The organism is Microbacterium panaciterrae (assembly GCF_039541635.1).
In the GTDB taxonomy this organism is placed as follows: Bacteria; Actinomycetota; Actinomycetes; order Actinomycetales; family Microbacteriaceae; genus Microbacterium; species Microbacterium panaciterrae.
Map to the genome: position 1 here is coordinate 145,704 of NZ_BAABGP010000008.1, position 15,519 is coordinate 161,222.

15 protein-coding genes and 1 tRNA gene are annotated in these 15,519 nt (G+C 69.7%); 11 read left to right on the plus strand and 5 right to left on the minus strand.

What is annotated here, in order from left to right:
* Window positions 1–50: 50 nt before the first annotated feature.
* Window positions 51–135: transfer RNA gene (locus ABD882_RS05625), tRNA-Leu, on the minus strand.
* A gap of 109 nt (window positions 136–244) precedes the next feature.
* On the opposite strand from ABD882_RS05625, the gene ABD882_RS05630 reads away from it, so the two are divergent.
* Both ABD882_RS05630 and ABD882_RS05635 read left to right on the plus strand, forming a co-directional pair.
* A complete protein-coding gene (locus ABD882_RS05630) occupies window positions 245–1,546 on the plus strand; it encodes a M20/M25/M40 family metallo-hydrolase (RefSeq protein ID WP_345185191.1) in 1,302 nt (433 codons plus the stop codon).
* Window positions 1,547–1,555: 9 nt separating this feature from the next.
* The gene (locus ABD882_RS05635; RefSeq protein ID WP_345185193.1) at window positions 1,556–2,380 is read left to right on the plus strand and encodes an undecaprenyl-diphosphate phosphatase; all 825 of its coding nucleotides are present in this window, start codon (window positions 1,556–1,558) and stop codon (window positions 2,378–2,380) included.
* A 38-nt stretch (window positions 2,381–2,418) separates the two neighbouring features.
* Here the strand turns inward: ABD882_RS05635 and ABD882_RS05640 are convergent, their stop codons facing one another.
* On the minus strand, window positions 2,419–3,264 hold the full coding sequence (locus ABD882_RS05640; RefSeq protein ID WP_345185194.1) for a PAC2 family protein: 846 nt from the start codon (window positions 3,262–3,264) through the stop codon (window positions 2,419–2,421).
* Window positions 3,265–3,373: 109 nt separating this feature from the next.
* Here ABD882_RS05640 and ABD882_RS05645 point away from each other — a divergent pair, with 109 nt between their 5' ends.
* From ABD882_RS05645 to lnt, 9 genes are read left to right on the plus strand one after another with little or no spacing between them, the layout of a single operon-like run.
* Entirely contained in the window at window positions 3,374–4,060 is a 687-nt protein-coding gene (locus ABD882_RS05645) for an HAD family hydrolase (RefSeq protein WP_345185196.1), read from the plus strand.
* Window positions 4,057–5,103, plus strand: a complete 1,047-nt coding sequence (locus tag ABD882_RS05650; protein ID WP_345185197.1) for a tRNA (adenine-N1)-methyltransferase — start codon at window positions 4,057–4,059, stop codon at window positions 5,101–5,103. The genes ABD882_RS05645 and ABD882_RS05650 overlap by 4 nt, the downstream gene beginning before the upstream one ends.
* Window positions 5,104–5,113: 10 nt before the next feature.
* Window positions 5,114–6,058: an FKBP-type peptidyl-prolyl cis-trans isomerase gene (locus ABD882_RS05655; protein ID WP_345185199.1), complete on the plus strand. Its 945-nt coding sequence runs from the start codon at window positions 5,114–5,116 to the stop codon at window positions 6,056–6,058.
* A complete protein-coding gene (locus tag ABD882_RS05660) occupies window positions 6,059–7,048 on the plus strand; it encodes a helix-turn-helix transcriptional regulator (protein WP_345185201.1) in 990 nt (329 codons plus the stop codon).
* Window positions 7,048–8,052, plus strand: a complete 1,005-nt coding sequence (locus tag ABD882_RS05665) for a helix-turn-helix transcriptional regulator (protein WP_345185203.1) — start codon at window positions 7,048–7,050, stop codon at window positions 8,050–8,052. The genes ABD882_RS05660 and ABD882_RS05665 overlap by 1 nt, the downstream gene beginning before the upstream one ends.
* A gap of 37 nt (window positions 8,053–8,089) precedes the next feature.
* Complete coding sequence (gene tatA / locus ABD882_RS05670; protein ID WP_345185205.1) at window positions 8,090–8,356, plus strand: Sec-independent protein translocase subunit TatA; 267 nt, start codon at window positions 8,090–8,092, stop codon at window positions 8,354–8,356.
* Window positions 8,357–8,415: 59 nt separating this feature from the next.
* Window positions 8,416–9,171 (plus strand): twin-arginine translocase subunit TatC, encoded by a 756-nt coding sequence (gene tatC / locus ABD882_RS05675; protein WP_345185207.1) that lies wholly within the window; start codon window positions 8,416–8,418, stop codon window positions 9,169–9,171.
* The gene (locus ABD882_RS05680) at window positions 9,168–11,642 is read left to right on the plus strand and encodes a DEAD/DEAH box helicase (protein WP_345185209.1); all 2,475 of its coding nucleotides are present in this window, start codon (window positions 9,168–9,170) and stop codon (window positions 11,640–11,642) included. Before tatC ends, ABD882_RS05680 begins: the two co-directional genes overlap by 4 nt.
* Before the next feature lie 14 nt (window positions 11,643–11,656).
* Window positions 11,657–13,255, plus strand: coding sequence for an apolipoprotein N-acyltransferase (gene lnt / locus ABD882_RS05685; RefSeq protein WP_345185211.1), 1,599 nt, complete (start codon window positions 11,657–11,659; stop codon window positions 13,253–13,255).
* Here lnt and ABD882_RS05690 read toward each other — a convergent pair.
* The 3 genes from ABD882_RS05690 to ABD882_RS05700 form a co-directional block, all read right to left on the minus strand.
* The gene (locus ABD882_RS05690) at window positions 13,252–13,635 is read right to left on the minus strand and encodes an RNA polymerase-binding protein RbpA (protein ID WP_345185213.1); all 384 of its coding nucleotides are present in this window, start codon (window positions 13,633–13,635) and stop codon (window positions 13,252–13,254) included. The two genes, lnt and ABD882_RS05690, sit on opposite strands and share 4 nt — an antisense overlap.
* 118 nt (window positions 13,636–13,753) lie before the next feature.
* Window positions 13,754–14,536, minus strand: coding sequence for a glycerophosphodiester phosphodiesterase family protein (locus tag ABD882_RS05695; protein ID WP_345185215.1), 783 nt, complete (start codon window positions 14,534–14,536; stop codon window positions 13,754–13,756).
* Window positions 14,533–15,507, minus strand: coding sequence for an SPFH domain-containing protein (locus tag ABD882_RS05700; protein ID WP_345185216.1), 975 nt, complete (start codon window positions 15,505–15,507; stop codon window positions 14,533–14,535). Before ABD882_RS05700 ends, ABD882_RS05695 begins: the two co-directional genes overlap by 4 nt.
* Window positions 15,508–15,519 lie beyond the last annotated feature (12 nt).

Consider the following 15,519-nt stretch of genomic DNA (forward strand, 5'->3'; position numbering starts at 1 on the left):
GGGGACGACAGAGGCCCGGATCCTGATGGATCCGGGCCTCTGAACCAGCGTGCGCGAGGGGGGACTTGAACCCCCACGCCCTATTCGGGCACTAGCACCTCAAGCTAGCGCGTCTACCTATTCCGCCACCCGCGCTGGTGTTTTCGGCTGTTGCCAACCGAGGAATGACACTACCACGTTCGCCGGACCCCCTCGAACCCGGGTGCGCGTCGGGCGCGTCGTACGGGTTCGGTAGCCTGGGGTCATGCCCGAGCCGGATGCCGAACTTCCCGAGGTGGCGCGGATCGCCGCCGAGCTGATCCGCATCGACACGTCCAATTTCGGTGGCGGCGATGCGAAAGGCGAACGCGAGGCCGCCGAGTACGTCGGCGCCTACCTGGAGTCCCTGGGTCTGGAACCCGAGTACTACGAGCCGATCCCGCGCCGCACGAACGTGATGGCCCGCGTTCCGGGACGCAACAGGGACAAGCCGGCCCTCGTGGTGCACGGCCATCTCGACGTCGTCCCCGCGATGGCCGCGGACTGGACCGTCGACCCGTTCGCCGGTCTCGTGCGCGACGGCATGCTGTGGGGCCGTGGCGCGGTCGACATGAAGAACATGAATGCCATGATCCTGACCTCCGTCGCGGAGATTCTGCGTGCGGGGGAGCAGCCGGAGCGCGACCTGATCCTCGCGTTCTTCGCCGACGAGGAGAACGGCGGCGTGGAGGGCTCGGCCCTCGTCGTGCAGAACCGTCCGGAGTGGTTCGAGGGCGCCACCGAGGCCATCAGCGAGGTCGGCGGCTACTCCATCCCGGTCGGGGACCAGCGCGCCTACCTGCTGCAGGTGGGGGAGAAGGCCCTGATGTGGATCCGCCTGATCGCCCGCGGCCGAGCCGGCCACGGCAGCAGATTCCATCCCGACAACGCGGTCACCAAGCTCGCCGAGATCGTCGCGACGATCGGGCGCACGCAATGGCCGATCCAGCTCACCGACACGACCCGCGACTTCCTGGACCGGATGAGCGCGATCACCGGCCTGCCCGTCGATGACCCCGATGCGCTCGTGGCGACGGCGGGTCCCGCGGAGGCGTTCCTGCGCTCGACCCTGCGCACCACGAGCAATCCGACCGTTCTGCAGGCCGGCTACAAGCACAACGTGATCCCCGAGCGCGCGGAAGCGCTCATCGACGTGCGCGTGATCCCCGGTCACGAGGAAGAGGTCCTCGACCAGCTCCGAGCTCTCGTCGGCGACGACGTCGAACTCGAGATGGTCGTGCAGGACATCGGCATGGAGACGCCGTTCACCGGATCCCTCGTGGAGGCGATGGTCGCGGCCCTCGGCCGGCACGACCCGGGGGTGCCGGTGATCCCGTATCTGCTCGGCGCGGGCACCGACAACAAGGCGCTGGCGTTCCTCGGCATCACCGGATACGGGTTCGCCCCCCTGAGGCTGCCCGCGGATCTCGACTTCACCGGCATGTTCCACGGCGTGGACGAGCGAGTTCCGGTGGAATCGCTGGTGTTCGGCCAACGCGTGCTGACCGACCTGCTGCGCACCTACTGAAAGCGATCCATGCACCTTCTCGAAGCCATCCTCCTGGGCATCGTGCAGGGACTCACCGAGTTCCTGCCCGTCTCATCCAGTGCGCATCTGCGCATCGTCGGCGCCTTCCTGCCGGAGGTGCGGGATCCCGGAGCCGAGTTCACCGCGATCACGCAGATCGGCACCGAGGCCGCCGTCGTGGTGTTCTTCTGGCGCGACATCGTGCGCATCGTCCGGCACTGGTGGCTCGCGCTCATCGGCCGCATTCCGCGCAACGACACGGACGCGCGGATGGGCTGGCTGATCATCATCGGCAGCATCCCGATCGTGGTGCTGGGGCTGGTGTTCAAGGACCAGATCGAGACCGTGTTCCGCTCGCTGTGGCTCGTCGCGATCATGCTCATCGTGTTCGGCGTGCTGCTGGGCGTCGCGGACGCGATCGGCGCCCGCCGCCGAGCGCTCAAGGATCTGACGCTCGGTCACGGCATCGTCTTCGGCGTCGCCCAGTCGCTCGCGCTGATTCCCGGCGTCTCCCGCTCCGGCGGCACCATCACGGCCGGCCTCCTGCTCGGCTACGAGCGTGCGGCGGCCGCGCGCTACGCCTTCCTGCTGGCGATCCCGGCGGTGTTCGGCTCCGGCTTCTACGAACTCGTGAAGGGAATCGGCAAGCCGGGAGTGTTCTCCCCGGGCGAGACGCTCGCCGCGACCGGGATCGCGTTCGTTGTCGGCCTCGCTGTCATCGCGTTCTTCATGCGCTGGATCTCGCAGCGCAGCTTCCTGCCGTTCGTGGTGTACCGGATCCTGCTCGGCATCGCGCTGATCGTCCTGCTCGCGACGGGCGTCATCGCGGCCTGAGCGCCCGTCGCCCGTCCGCGCGCCCGCCGCGCAGCAGGTCAGCGCTTGTGGTCGCCCGGCCCCTCGCCGTTGCGGAAGAAGCGCTCGAAGGCCTGCGCGATCGCCTCGCCCGAGGCGTCCGGCGAGTCCCAGGTGTCGCGCTTGGCCTCGAGCTGCTCGATGTACGCCGCCATCTCCTCGTCCTCGGCGGCGGCGGCGTCGATCGTCGCCTCCCACATGGCCGCCTCGGTGGCGAGCTGGCCGCGCGGCACGTCGACCCCGGTCACCTCGTACAGGCGATCCAGCAGCGCGAGCGTCGCCTTCGGGGACGAGCCGCCGGTCTGCACGTAGTGCGGCACATTGGCCCAGAGTGACAGCGAGGGGATCCCCGCCTCCTCGGCCGCCTGCTCGAGCGCGGAGAGGATCCCGATCGGTCCCTCGTACGTCGACCGCTCGATCGCGAGCGCATCGCGCACGTCGGCATTCTCGCTGGAGGCGAAGATCGAGATCGGGCGGGTGTGCGGCACGTCCGACAGCATCGCGCCGAGCGTCACGAAGCCCGTGATGTCCTCCTGCAGTGCGGCGTCGATGAACTCCGCGCTGAACGCCTGCCAGGCGCGGGCCGGCTCCGTCCCCATGAGCAGCCAGAGCCGGGGCTCCTCGGCCTCGCCGGCCGGGCGCAGCATCCGTGCGCGGGGCCAGCGCAGACTGCGCGTCCCCTCCGCGGAGCGCTCCAGGGTGGGTCGCGCCCATTGGTAGTCGAAGTAGAGCTCGGGATCGACGGCGCGCACGAGATCGTACGTCCCGCTGTCGTCGATCTGCTCGACAGCCGCGGAGGCGGCCTCTCCCGCGTCGTTCCAGCCGTCGAAGGCGGCGACGACGATCCGGGATCCGAGTACCTGCACGACATTCCTCTCGACCCACGGCGGTCGCCGCGGGTTCCATCCAGGCTAGTCCCCGTCCGCGCGGGAGGCGCGGCCAGGGACCGCGTTCCCCCGCCGGTACCATGGAGCAGTGACACAGCACCCGCACGCGGTCCTCTGGGACATGGATGGCACCCTCGTCGACACCGAGCCGTACTGGATGGACGCCGAGACCGAGCTGATCGCGTCCTACGGCGGCACCTGGTCCCACGAGCAGGCCCTGCAGCTGGTCGGGAGCGGGCTGATCGACAGCGCCCTCATCCTTCAGCGCGCGGGCGTGCAGATGGGCGCGGAGGAGATCGTCGACCATCTCACCGAGCGCGTCCGCGTGCGGCTGCAGCAGGACGGTGTGCCGTTCCGTCCCGGCGCACTGCAGATGCTGCGCAGTCTGCGCGCGGCGGGTGTGCCCACGGCACTGGTCACGATGTCGCTGCGGCGGATGGCCGAGGACATCGTCGCCCTGATCGGCTTCGACGCGTTCGACGTCGTCGTCGGCGGCGATGACGTGCCGCGCCCGAAGCCCTTCCCCGATCCGTACCTGCAGGCGGCCGAGGCGCTCGGCGTCGACATCGTCGACACGGTGGCGCTCGAGGACTCGCCGACCGGACTGCAGGCCGCGATCGCCTCGCGCGCGGTGTCGATCGGCGTGCCGCACATCGTCCCGCTGGACGAACTGGGCGCCGACGTGCTCTGGGACACGCTCGAGGGTCGCACCGTCGCAGATCTGACCTCGGAGTTCGCTCGGGTCCGCGTGGCCCGCGCGGAGGTGGCGCGATGAGCGGCGCCGCGGTGGCGGACACTCGGCCGCGCGGTCCGTTCCGCGAGGGCGATCGCGTCCAGCTCACGGGCCCCAAGGGGCGCATGCACACGATCACGCTGCGCGCGGACGGCGAGCTGCACACGCACCACGGCGTGCTCCGGCATCGTGAGCTGATCGGGCTTCCGGACGGATCCGTCGTCGCGAACAGCTCGGGCAGCGAGTACCTCGCGCTGCGTCCCCTGCTGCGCGACTTCGTGATGTCGATGCCGCGCGGCGCTGCGATCGTCTACCCCAAGGATGCTGCGCAGATCGTGACGCAGGCCGATATCTTTCCTGGCGCAACGGTGGTGGAGGCCGGTGTCGGCTCCGGAGCGCTGTCGCTCTCGCTGCTGCGTGCGATCGGACCGTCCGGGCGGCTCGTGTCGTTCGAGCGCCGTGAGGACTTCGCCGAGGTCGCCACGGCGAACGTCGAGACGTTCCTCGGTGAGCTGCCGGACTCCTGGAAGGTCGTCGTCGGAGATCTGCAGGATCAGCTGCCTGCCGAGTTCGGCGCCGGCACGGTCGACCGGGTCGTGCTGGACATGCTCGCGCCCTGGGAGTGCATCGACGTCGTCGCGGAGGCGCTCGCGCCGGGGGGCGTCGTGCTCTGCTACATCGCCACGGCGACCCAGCTCTCGCGGGTCGCGGAATACCTGCGCGGCACGGGCCTGTTCACTGAGCCCGAGGCATCCGAGACGATGGTGCGGGGCTGGCATGTCGAGGGCCTCGCGGTGCGACCGGATCATCGCATGGTCGCGCACACCGGATTCCTGATCACGGCGCGCCGGCTCGCGCCGGGGGCGATCCCGCCCGACGTGAAGCGCCGCGCCACGAAGAAGCCGACCTATGGCGATGAGGATGTCGAGACGTGGACGCCGGGGGCGGTCGGCGATCGGGAGATCACCGACAAGAACCTGCGCAAGCGCGTACGCGAGGCGCAGCGTGCCGCCGGCGGCGCGCGTCTGGCGGCATCCGGCGACGCGGCCGCGGGCGCGGTCGGCGCAGCGGATCCGTCCGCCTAGACTGGAGCGCGTGCGTAAGACAGCCGCTGCCCTGATCACCCTCGGCCTCGCCGCCCTCGCCCTGGCGGGATGCTCGAGTGCCCCCGCGTTCGACGGACAGGCGTGCCCGACTCAGCCGACCTCGACCCTCCGCGACTCCGTGTCGGTGACGGGCGACTTCGGCAAGGAGCCGACCGTCAAGGTCTCCACGCCGATGAAGGTCGACAAGACGAGCGTCGACGCGCTGATCCGGGGCGCAGGCCTCGCGATCACGACGAAGACGCAGCCCGTCAGCCTCGACTTCACGCTGTACGACGGCGCGACCGGCACGCAGATCGGCAGCACGGGCTTCAACGGCAAGGGCGCCCAGATCCTGGATCTCGCAACCCTTGCATCGCAGTCGAAGGAGTTCAGCGCCGCGCTGCAGTGCGCGACGGCCGGATCGCGGCTCCTGATCGGCCTTCCCGCGGGCGCCGCCGCGAAGGATGCGACGGTCGCCGTGGTCGACGTGCAGAAGGTGTATCTGCCGCACGCCGAGGGCGCGCTGCAGTACAACGACGCGCTCGGGCTGCCCACGGTCGTGCGGGCTCCCGACGGCCGTCCGGGCATCATCGTCCCGGATGCGAAGAAGCCCACCACCCTCGTCGCCCAGACGCTGATCAAGGGCACCGGTGCCGTGGTCAAGGCGACCGACACGGTGCGGGTCCAGTACACCGGCGTGGACTGGGATACCAAGACGGTGTTCGACAGCTCCTGGGACAAGCAGGCGGCCAGCTTCGCCCTGAACCAGGTCATCCCGGGCTTCGGCAAGGGCCTCGCCGGGCAGACCGTCGGATCGCAGGTGCTCCTGGTCGTCCCGCCGAAGGACGGCTACGGCGCGCAGGGCAGCGGATCCGTGAAGCCCAATTCGACGCTGGTCTTCGTCGTCGACATCCTCGGCATCGACCCGCCCGGCGCAACGAGCACAGGGCAGTAGATGGCCGCGCGGATCCCTGCGGAGGAGCGTCTGACGAATCTCGTCGTGGCGCTCATGGCCACGGAGATCGGCCTGACGAAGGCGCAGATCCTCGCGTCGGTGTCGGGCTATCGGCAGCGGTCGAACAGCCGGCAGGACGCGCTGGAGAAGATGTTCGAACGCGACAAGGACGACCTGCGCGCTCTGGGCATCCCGATCGAGACGCTCGGCGACCATGCCGACCCCAACGATCTGCGTGAGGCCCGGTATCGCATTCCGAAGGCGGAATACGACCTGCCCGTCGACATCGAGTTCACCTCCGCGGAACTCGCGGTGCTGCGTCTCGCGGGCAGCGTCTGGAGCGAGGAGTCGCTCTCCGGCGATGCGCAGGCGGGGGTGCGCAAGATCCGTGCGCTCGGCATCGACGTGGATGAGCCGATCATCGGCTTCGCGCCGCGGATCACCGCGCGAGACGCCGCCTTCGCGCCGCTGCAGGATGCCATCGAACGCAGCGTGGCGGTCTCGTTCGACTATCTGAAGCCGGGGGAGCAGGCGCCTCGTCGCCGGCACGTGCAGCCGCTCGCCCTGGTCGAGTACGAGGCGCGCTGGCACGTGTTCGGGCGTGACGTGGACGCGGACGGCGATCGGATGTTCCTGCTCACCCGCATCGTCGGCGACGTGGCGGTCACGGGGGAGTCCTTCCCCGCCGAGCTGCGCGAGGGGGCGGGGGAACGTGCTCTTGCGAGCCTGGAAGCGGTCGCCTCAGCGCATTCGGCGCTGCTCGAGGTGACGCCGGGAACCGAGGCGGCTCTCCGCCTGGGCCGCCGCGCTCAGCCGGCGGTGCAGGGGATCCGGCTGCCGTACGTCGACCTGCACATTCTCGCCGATGAGCTCGCCTCGTACGGGCCGGAGGTTCGCGTGGTGGACCCCGATCAGTTGCGGGCGGCCGTGATCGAGCGGCTCGCCGCCGTCACCGCGGTGCACGCGATGAACCAGAACGGCGGTGCCTGATGGCTGCGCACAAGCCGCTGCTCACCTCCGACCGCGTGCGCGCGTATCTGACTCTCGTGCCCTATCTGCTCGAGCGCGGGGAGGTGTCTCTGGCCGACGCCGCCGCCGAGTTCGAGATGACCGTGCCGCAGATGCGCGCGATGGTCGAGAAGCTGACGGTCATCGGCCTCCCCGGCGATGAGGGGTACTGGCAGGCGCCGCAGGAGCTCTTCGACATCAACTGGGATCTGCTCGACGAACAGGGGATCATCGAGATCACCAACGACGTCGGCCTGCGCCGGGTGCCGAAGTTCACGGCGCGGGAGGCGGCGGCGCTCGTCGCCGGCCTCCAGCTCGCCTCCGCCATGCCCGGCGTGGACGAGTCGGGCGTGGTGCAGGGGCTGATCGCCAAGCTCTCCCGGGGAGCGGCGGGCCTTCCCGCCGACGTCATCGTCGCGCCGGGCCCGGTGGATGCGGTGCGCACAGTGGTCGCCACGGCGCTGCAGGAGCACGTCGCGGTGTCGTTCACCTATCGCGCCCCCGATGCAGCGCCCACCACGCGCACCGTGGATCCGGTCACCGTGCTGATCACGAACGGACAGTGGTACCTGCAGGGCTGGTGCCACCTGCGGCGCGCCATGCGCACCTTCCATCTCGACCGGGTCAGCGAACCGCGTCTCACCGACATCCCGATCGAGCACGGCGACGAGCCGGTGCCGGAGCTGTTCGCAGGCGGTTCCGAGAACGGGGAGGCCGTGATCCGATTCCCGGAGCGGCTGGCGCCGCTGCTGCGCGACTATCTCGCGCGTGCGGACGCGCGCGTGGCGGACGGCGTCGTGACGGCGACTCTGCGTGTGGGGGATCCGCTCAGCCTGAAGCGGCTGGCCGCGCGGTTCGGCGGAGCGGTGGAGATCCTGGAGCCGGCCGCCGCTCGCAGCGCGGCGAGGGACTGGGCCCGCGCCGGTCTTGCGCTGTACAACGCGGACAATGCCGACGGCGCGGACAGCGCGTCCTCCGCACGGTAGACTTACGACACCACCCGAACAATCAAGGGAGATCATCATGCTCGGAGGGCTCAACGGATGGCATCTCGTCATCATCCTCGCCGTCATCCTGCTGCTGTTCGGCGCGGCCAAGCTCCCGGCGCTCGCCAAGAGCATGGGTCAGTCGGCTCGTGTCTTCAAGGGTGAGATGAAGGCCATGAAGGACGAGGACGCCGCACGCGACGCCGCCGCGCCTTCGGCCACCACGCCGGCCCCCGTGCAGAGCACGGCAGCCGAGACGACCGCCGCAGTCACCCCGCCGCACGACGCCGGCACCGCGCGCTGACGGGCGTGACCGACGCGTCACCCGCGACGGACGGGCGAAAGCCGCGTCGCGATCGAACCATGCCCCTCGCGGGGCACCTGATCGAGTTGCGCAAGCGGCTCGTGATCGCAGCCGGAGCGCTGCTGGTCGGCATGGTGATCGCGTTCTTCATCACAGACCCGATCCTCACCTTCGTCACCCAGCCCATCTACGAGGTCGCCAAGACCCGCCCGCACGCCCTCGTCGGCTTCACTTTCACGTCGGTGACGGCGCCGTTCGATCTGCGCATGCGCCTGGCGTTCTCGATCGGCATCTTCCTGTCGGCACCGGTGCTGCTGTGGCAGATCTGGGCATTCATCATGCCGGGACTCACGAAGAAGGAGATCCGGTACACGATCGGGTTCGTCGCCGCGGCGGTGCCGCTGTTCTTCGCGGGGTGCTACGTGGGCGTGCTGGTCATGCCGCACATCATCGAACTGATGGCGGGCTTCACTCCCGAGGGCGCCAACAACCTCTACAACGCGAACGACTACTACGACTTCATCTTCAAGCTGATGATCGTGATCGGCGTCTCGTTCATCATCCCCGTCTTCCTCGTCGCTCTGAACTTCGCAGGGATCATGTCCGGTCGAGGCATCCTGAAGGCGTGGCGGATCGCGATCCTGATCGCCTGCCTGTTCGCGGCGCTGGCGACCCCGGCCGCAGACGTGGTGAGCATGCTCATGCTCGCCGGGATCCTGATCGTGCTGTACTTCGCGGCCGCGCTGCTCTCGCTCCTCTTCGATCGGCGCAAGCACAAGCGCCAGCAGGCGTTCCTCGAGGAGCCCGCGGTATGACGTCCCCGGCGGATCGACAAGCCGCCGCCCGCGCCGCGCTGGACCATCCCGCGACCGCCGCCTTCGCGGCCACTCAGCGCTTCCAGCTCGATCCGTTCCAGATCGAGGGGTGCCACGCGCTGGAACGGGGCAGCAGCGTGCTCGTCGCCGCTCCCACGGGTGCGGGCAAGACGATCGTGGGGGAGTTCGCGATCCACCTCGCGATGTCCACCCCGGGAGACAAGGCGTTCTACACCACGCCCATGAAGGCGCTGTCGAACCAGAAGTTCCGCGAGCTCGTCGAGGTGTACGGCTCCGACCAGGTCGGCCTGCTCACCGGCGACGTGAACATCAACGGCTCCGCGCGCATCGTCGTGATGACCACTGAGGTGCTGCGGAACATGATCTACGCGGGGTCGCGGGCGCTCGACAGCCTGCGCTTCGTGATCATGGACGAGGTGCACTACCTGGCCGATCGCTTCCGCGGCGCGGTGTGGGAAGAGGTGATCATCCATCTGCCGCAGAGCGTGCGGCTGGTGTCGCTGAGCGCCACGGTGTCGAACGCGGAGGAGTTCGGCGACTGGCTCGACACCGTCCGCGGCGGCACCGAGGTGATCGTCTCGGAGATCCGTCCGGTCCCGCTGGAACAGCACGTCCTCGTCCGCGATGACCTGCTGCCGCTGTTCGACGATCGTGCCGGGATCGCGACCGCGCAGGTCAACCAGGAGCTGCTCCGGATCCGTTCCTTCGGCGGTCAGAACTACGAGCGCAATCACGACGCGCAGCAGCATCGCAGCGCCCGGCATGCCGGCAGCCAGGCGAAGCGCCCGCCGCGAGGCGGCAGACGACCGGTGCGTTCCGCGAACGTGCGCAGGATCGAGCGCCTCGACCGCCCGCAGGTGGTGGATCTGCTCGATCGCGCCAATCTGCTGCCCGCGATCTTCTTCATCTTCAGCCGGGTGGGCTGCGACGCGGCGGTGCAGCAGGTGCGCCGCTCGGGTCTGCGCCTCACCACCTCCGACGAACGACGCGAGATCCGCGAGATCGTGGAGGACCGGGTCCGCACGCTGCGCGACGAGGATCTCGCGGTGCTCGGCTACTGGGACTGGCTGGATAACCTGGAGCGCGGTGTCGCCGCGCATCACGCCGGGCTCCTGCCCGCATTCAAAGAGGTCGTCGAGGAGCTCTTCCGGCTGCGGCTGCTGAAGGCCGTGTTCGCCACCGAGACGCTGGCACTCGGCATCAACATGCCGGCACGGACCGTGGTGCTCGAGCGCATGGAGAAATTCAACGGCGAGGCGCGGGTCGCGATCACGTCGGGGGAGTACACCCAGCTCACCGGGCGGGCGGGTCGTCGTGGCATCGACGTCGAGGGCCACGCGGTCGTGCAGTGGACCGAGGGGATGGATCCGCAGTCGGTGGCGGCTCTCGCGTCCCGCCGGACGTACCCGCTGAACTCGAGCTTCCGCCCCACCTACAACATGGCCGTGAACCTGCTGGACCGGTTCGGTCGCAACCACTCCCGGGAGGTCCTGGAGTCGTCGTTCGCGCAGTTCCAAGCGGATCGCGCGGTGGTGGGCCTCGCCCGGTCGGTGCGCGAGGCCGAGTCGTCGCTGGAGGGCTATCTGGCCTCGATGACCTGCGACCGCGGCGACTTCACGGAGTACTCCGGGATCCGTCGCGAGCTCAGCGACCTGGAGAAGAAGAGCCGCGCGGATCAGCAGGCGCCCCGCGCCGCGCGCGAGAAGCGGCTGCGTCAGATCGAGGGACTGCGGCGCAGCATGCAGCGGCACGCGTGCCATCGCTGCCCCGACCGCGAGGCGCACGCCCGGTGGGCGGAGCGGTACTGGAAGCTCAAACGCGAGACCGATCGCACCCGCCGTCAGATCGAGAACCGCACCGGCACGGTCGCGCGCGTCTTCGACCGGGTGCTCGACGTCCTCGCGGTGGTCGGCTACGTGCAGGGCGAGGGTGAGGGGCTCACCCTGACCGACGCCGGGCGCACGATGCAGCGCATCTACGGGGAACGCGACCTGCTGGTGGCGGAGTCCCTCCGCCGCGGCCTGTGGCAGGGGCTGGATGCCCCCTCTCTCGCCGCGATGGCGTGCGCCCTGGTGTACGAGCCGCGGCGCGATGACGGTTCGGTGGATCCTCGTGACCTTCCCCGCGGCCGGTTCCGGATCGCGTGGGAGCGCACGCAGGAGCTCTGGGCCGAGCTCGACGACCTCGAGCACGACAACCGGCTGCCCGGGTCGGAGCGACCGTCCGCCGGACTCGCGGGTGCGGTGCACGCCTGGGCGCGCGGCTCGTCCCTCGACGCGGTGCTGGAGGACGCGGACATGGCGGCCGGCGACTTCGTGCGCTGGGTCAAGCAGACCATCGACCTGCTCGATCAGCTCACGATCGTCGCGCCGGACGCGGAGACCGCGCGCACCGCGCGCGCCGCCCTCGACGGCGTGCGGCGAGGCATCGTCGCTTACTCCTCGATGTGACGAGGGCGGAACCAGTGACGAGTCGCACCGTAGAGCGCCCGGAGGTCCGCGTCGGCGGGTCTGTCCGTCCGGTCCTGCCGCTCTGGGCGGCGCTGATCGCGGCCGCGGTCGCGGGTGGCCTGCTGACTCTCGCCTTTCCCGCCGTGTCCCTGTGGATTGCGGCCTTCCCCGCGATCGGACTGCTGCTGCTGGCGCTGATCGGACGACGAGGCTGGTCCGCGCTTCTCGTCGGATTCGTCTACGGAGCGGTGTTCTACCTGATCCTCGTCTCCTGGACGGCCCGGTATCTCGGGCCGATCCCGTGGTTGGCGCTCGGATTGCTGGAGGGAGCGCTGACCGCCGTGGCGCTCGTCCCGGTGACCCTCGCCTACCGCTGGATCCCCGTTCTCCTGCGACCGGGGATGCTGCGAGCCGCCGCTCTGTCCGCGGTGGTCGCGGCGCTGTGGATCGGCCGCGAGCTGCTCCTGGGGAACTGGCCCTACGGCGGCTTCCCCTGGGCGCGGGTCGCATTGACCCTGTCGGACACGGCGGCGGCCCGCGTGACGAGCTGGATCGGGATCAGCGGGCTCGGGTTCGTTATGGTGCTGCTCGTCGCGCTGCTGCTGGAAGCCGTCCGGGCGGCGATCCGCACCGACTGGCTGCCGCAGCTGCCCCTGCTCGCGGCGCCGGTCGTGCTGGTCGCCCTGCTGGCCTTCCTCCCCGCGTTCCCCACGACACCGCACGGCACCATGCGGATCGGCGCGGTGCAGGGCAACGGTCCCACGGGCTACTTCGATCACCGGGAACCGCTCTCGGTGCTCGCGGCCCAGACCGCGGCCTCCGAGCCGCTCTACGGCAAGCGGATGGATCTGCTGGTGTGGCCGGAGGGCGGGCTGGACGGGGATCCGTTCCAGTACGACCAGCTCGCCGGCGGACTCGACGAGGTGGCCTCGGGCGTGCGCGCGCCGATCCTCGCGAACGCGGCCACGCAGAAGGGCGACCTGTTCTTCAACACCTCGTTCCTCTGGCCGGATGAGAGTCACGGATTCCTCGCCCGTTCCGACGTGCAGACGCACTCCAAGCGGCACCCGGTGCCGTTCGGGGAGTACGTGCCGGATCGCGCGTTCTACAACGCGATCGTGCCGGATCTGATCGGGCTGATCGGCCGGGGGTACACGCCGGGCGCGGATGCACCCGTGATCCGCGTCGGCAAGACCCCGGTCGGGCTCGCGATCTGCTTCGACGTGATCTATGACGAGCTCATCGCCGAGGGCATCGACGGGGGAGCCCAGGTGCTCGTCTTCCAGACGAACAACGCCGACTTCCGCGGCACGGCGGAGAATCTGCAGCAGCTCGCGATTGCGCGCATGCGCGCCGTGGAGACCGGTCGCGCGGTCGTGAACATCTCCACCGTCGGCACGAGCCAGGTGATCCGGTTCGACGGGTCCACTCAGGCGTCCCTGCGCGAGAATCGCCCCGGGGCGCTGCTCGAGGATGTCGAACTGCGCACCGGGGCGACGTCTGGGGTGATTCTCGGTCCCTGGATCGAGCAGGTGCTGCTCTGGGGCGGCCTGCTCGTCGTCGTGGCATCCGGACTGGTCGGTCGGATGCGATGGGGCCGGTCGGGCGCTTAGGCGCCGATCCGCTCGCGGGTCGGGTCTTCGCCGGCGCCTCGACGGGCGCGGATGAAGGCGAGGCGCTCCTCCAGGAGCTCCTCGAGTTCGGCGCGGGTACGGCGCTCCAGGAGCATGTCCCAGTGCGTGCGCGCGGTCTTGTCGCCGTTCGCCTCGATCTCGACGGACTTGCCGTCGACCTGGAGCCGGGCCTCAGCGCCGCATCCGCGGCACTCCCAGGTCGTCGGCGCCTCGGCGTCGGCGGCGAACATCAGCGTGGTCACGTGCCCGCAGGTGTCACAGGTGTACGTGCTCTGCTGCCGTTCCATGAACACGACGCCCTCTTCGCTCTGAAGGCTCTGGGCGCCGAGTCGGATTCCTCGAAGGCTGCGATCTGCCATTGTGTGGTCCTCTCGTCGCCCTCAGGTATACAGGTCTGGCCTGTGCAGATGGTGCGAGGGGAGCAAACCGTGAAGGCTTTCACAGTCGATCCCCAGGGCTGGGCGCTGCGGGAGCCTCTCAGTTCCGCCCCAGGGTGCGGATCGCGAGATCCGCGCGATCCGTGACGATCCCGTCCGCACCTGCCTCGACCAGCGCGCGCATGCGCTCCGGATCGTTGACGGTCCAGACGTGCACCTCGACACCGGAAGCGTGCGCGGCCCGCACGAGCGCGGGGGTGAACACCCGCACGATCCCGAACCGCTCCGGGATCTGCACGGCGTCGAGCCCGCGCAGGATCCGGCGGGACCACCCCGCGAGCCGCAGGCGCGACGAGATCAGCAGCAGCGCGATGCTGCGCTGACCGCCGGAGGACGCCGGCAGCACCGACGCGCCCGCGGCCACCGCCGCGTCCAGCGCCGCGCGGCGGTTGTTCTCGTGGAAGCTCGTCAGCAGCACCCTGGCACCGTGCGCCGCGACCGCGCGGCCGACGTCATCCGCTGCCTCCCGCGCCTTGACGTCGATGTTGAAGCGCAACGCGGGAAACGACGCCAGCGCCTCGGCGAGCGTGAGCAGGCCGCCGTGCGCGGCGAAGAGTCCTCTGAGCTCGTCGGTGCGCACCTCCGACACCGGCCGGGGATCCCCCAGAAGACGCTGCAGCGTCTCGTCGTGGAACAGCACGGCGTCGCCGTCCGCCGTGGCACGGCAGTCTGCCTCGATGTACTGCGCCCCAGCGGCATCGGCGGCGGCGAGTGCCAGGGCCGAATTGTCGAACACGGACGAGTCCTCGCCCCCCGGGGTCAGCAGACCGCGGTGGGCGAGGACTCGCGGCACCGAGGTGCCCTGGAAGTACGGGTGCGTCACGCGTCGCCGGCGGACGCGGCGGGCGGGGGTGCGACGGGGGCTGCGGGGGCCTTCGGGGAGAACGGCGTGCCGGCGCCGGCGTTCGGGGTGAACGCCCCGCTGAAGTTCTTCAGCGCCTCCGTGAACTCGCTCGGAATGATCCACAGCTTGCTCGACGAGCTCTCGCTGATCTTCGGCAGCATCTGCAGATACTGGTAGGCGAGCAGCTTCTCGTCCGGCTGGCCCTGGTGGATGGCGTTGAAGACGTTCTGGATGGCCTCGGCCTCACCCTGCGCGCGCAGCACCGCGGCCTGCTTCTCGCCCTCGGCGCGGAGGATGTCCGCCTGCCGCTGACCCTCGGCCTCGAGGATCTGCGACTGCTTGTTGCCCTCGGCGGTCAGGATCACCGCGCGACGGTCGCGCTCGGCGCGCATCTGCTTCTCCATCGAGTCCTGGATGGAGTGCGGCGGGTCGATCGCCTTGAGCTCGACACGGCCCACGCGAATGCCCCACTTGCCGGTCGCCTCGTCGAGCACCACGCGGAGCTGCCCGTTGATGTTGTCGCGGCTGGTGAGCGCCTCTTCGAGGTTCAGCCCGCCGACCACGTTGCGGAGCGTCGTCGTGGTCAGCTGCTCGACCGCGCCGAGGTAGTTGGCGATCTCATAGGTCGCGGCGCGCGCGTCGGTGACCTGGAAGTAGACCACGGTGTCGATCGAGACCACCAGGTTGTCCTCGGTGATCACCGGCTGCGGCGGGAACGAGACGACCTGCTCGCGCATGTCGATCAGCGGACGCAGCCGGTCCACGAACGGCACCAGAAGGTTCAGACCCGGCATGAGGGTCTTGTGATAGCGGCCGAGACGTTCGACTACTCCGGCGGTCGCCTGGGGGATGATCCTGATCGCGCGCGCCAGGGTCACCAGCACGAAGATGATGACGGCGATCGCGAGGATCCACCCGATTGCGGCGGGGATGAAGGACGCGCTGTCCATGAAGGGCTGCTC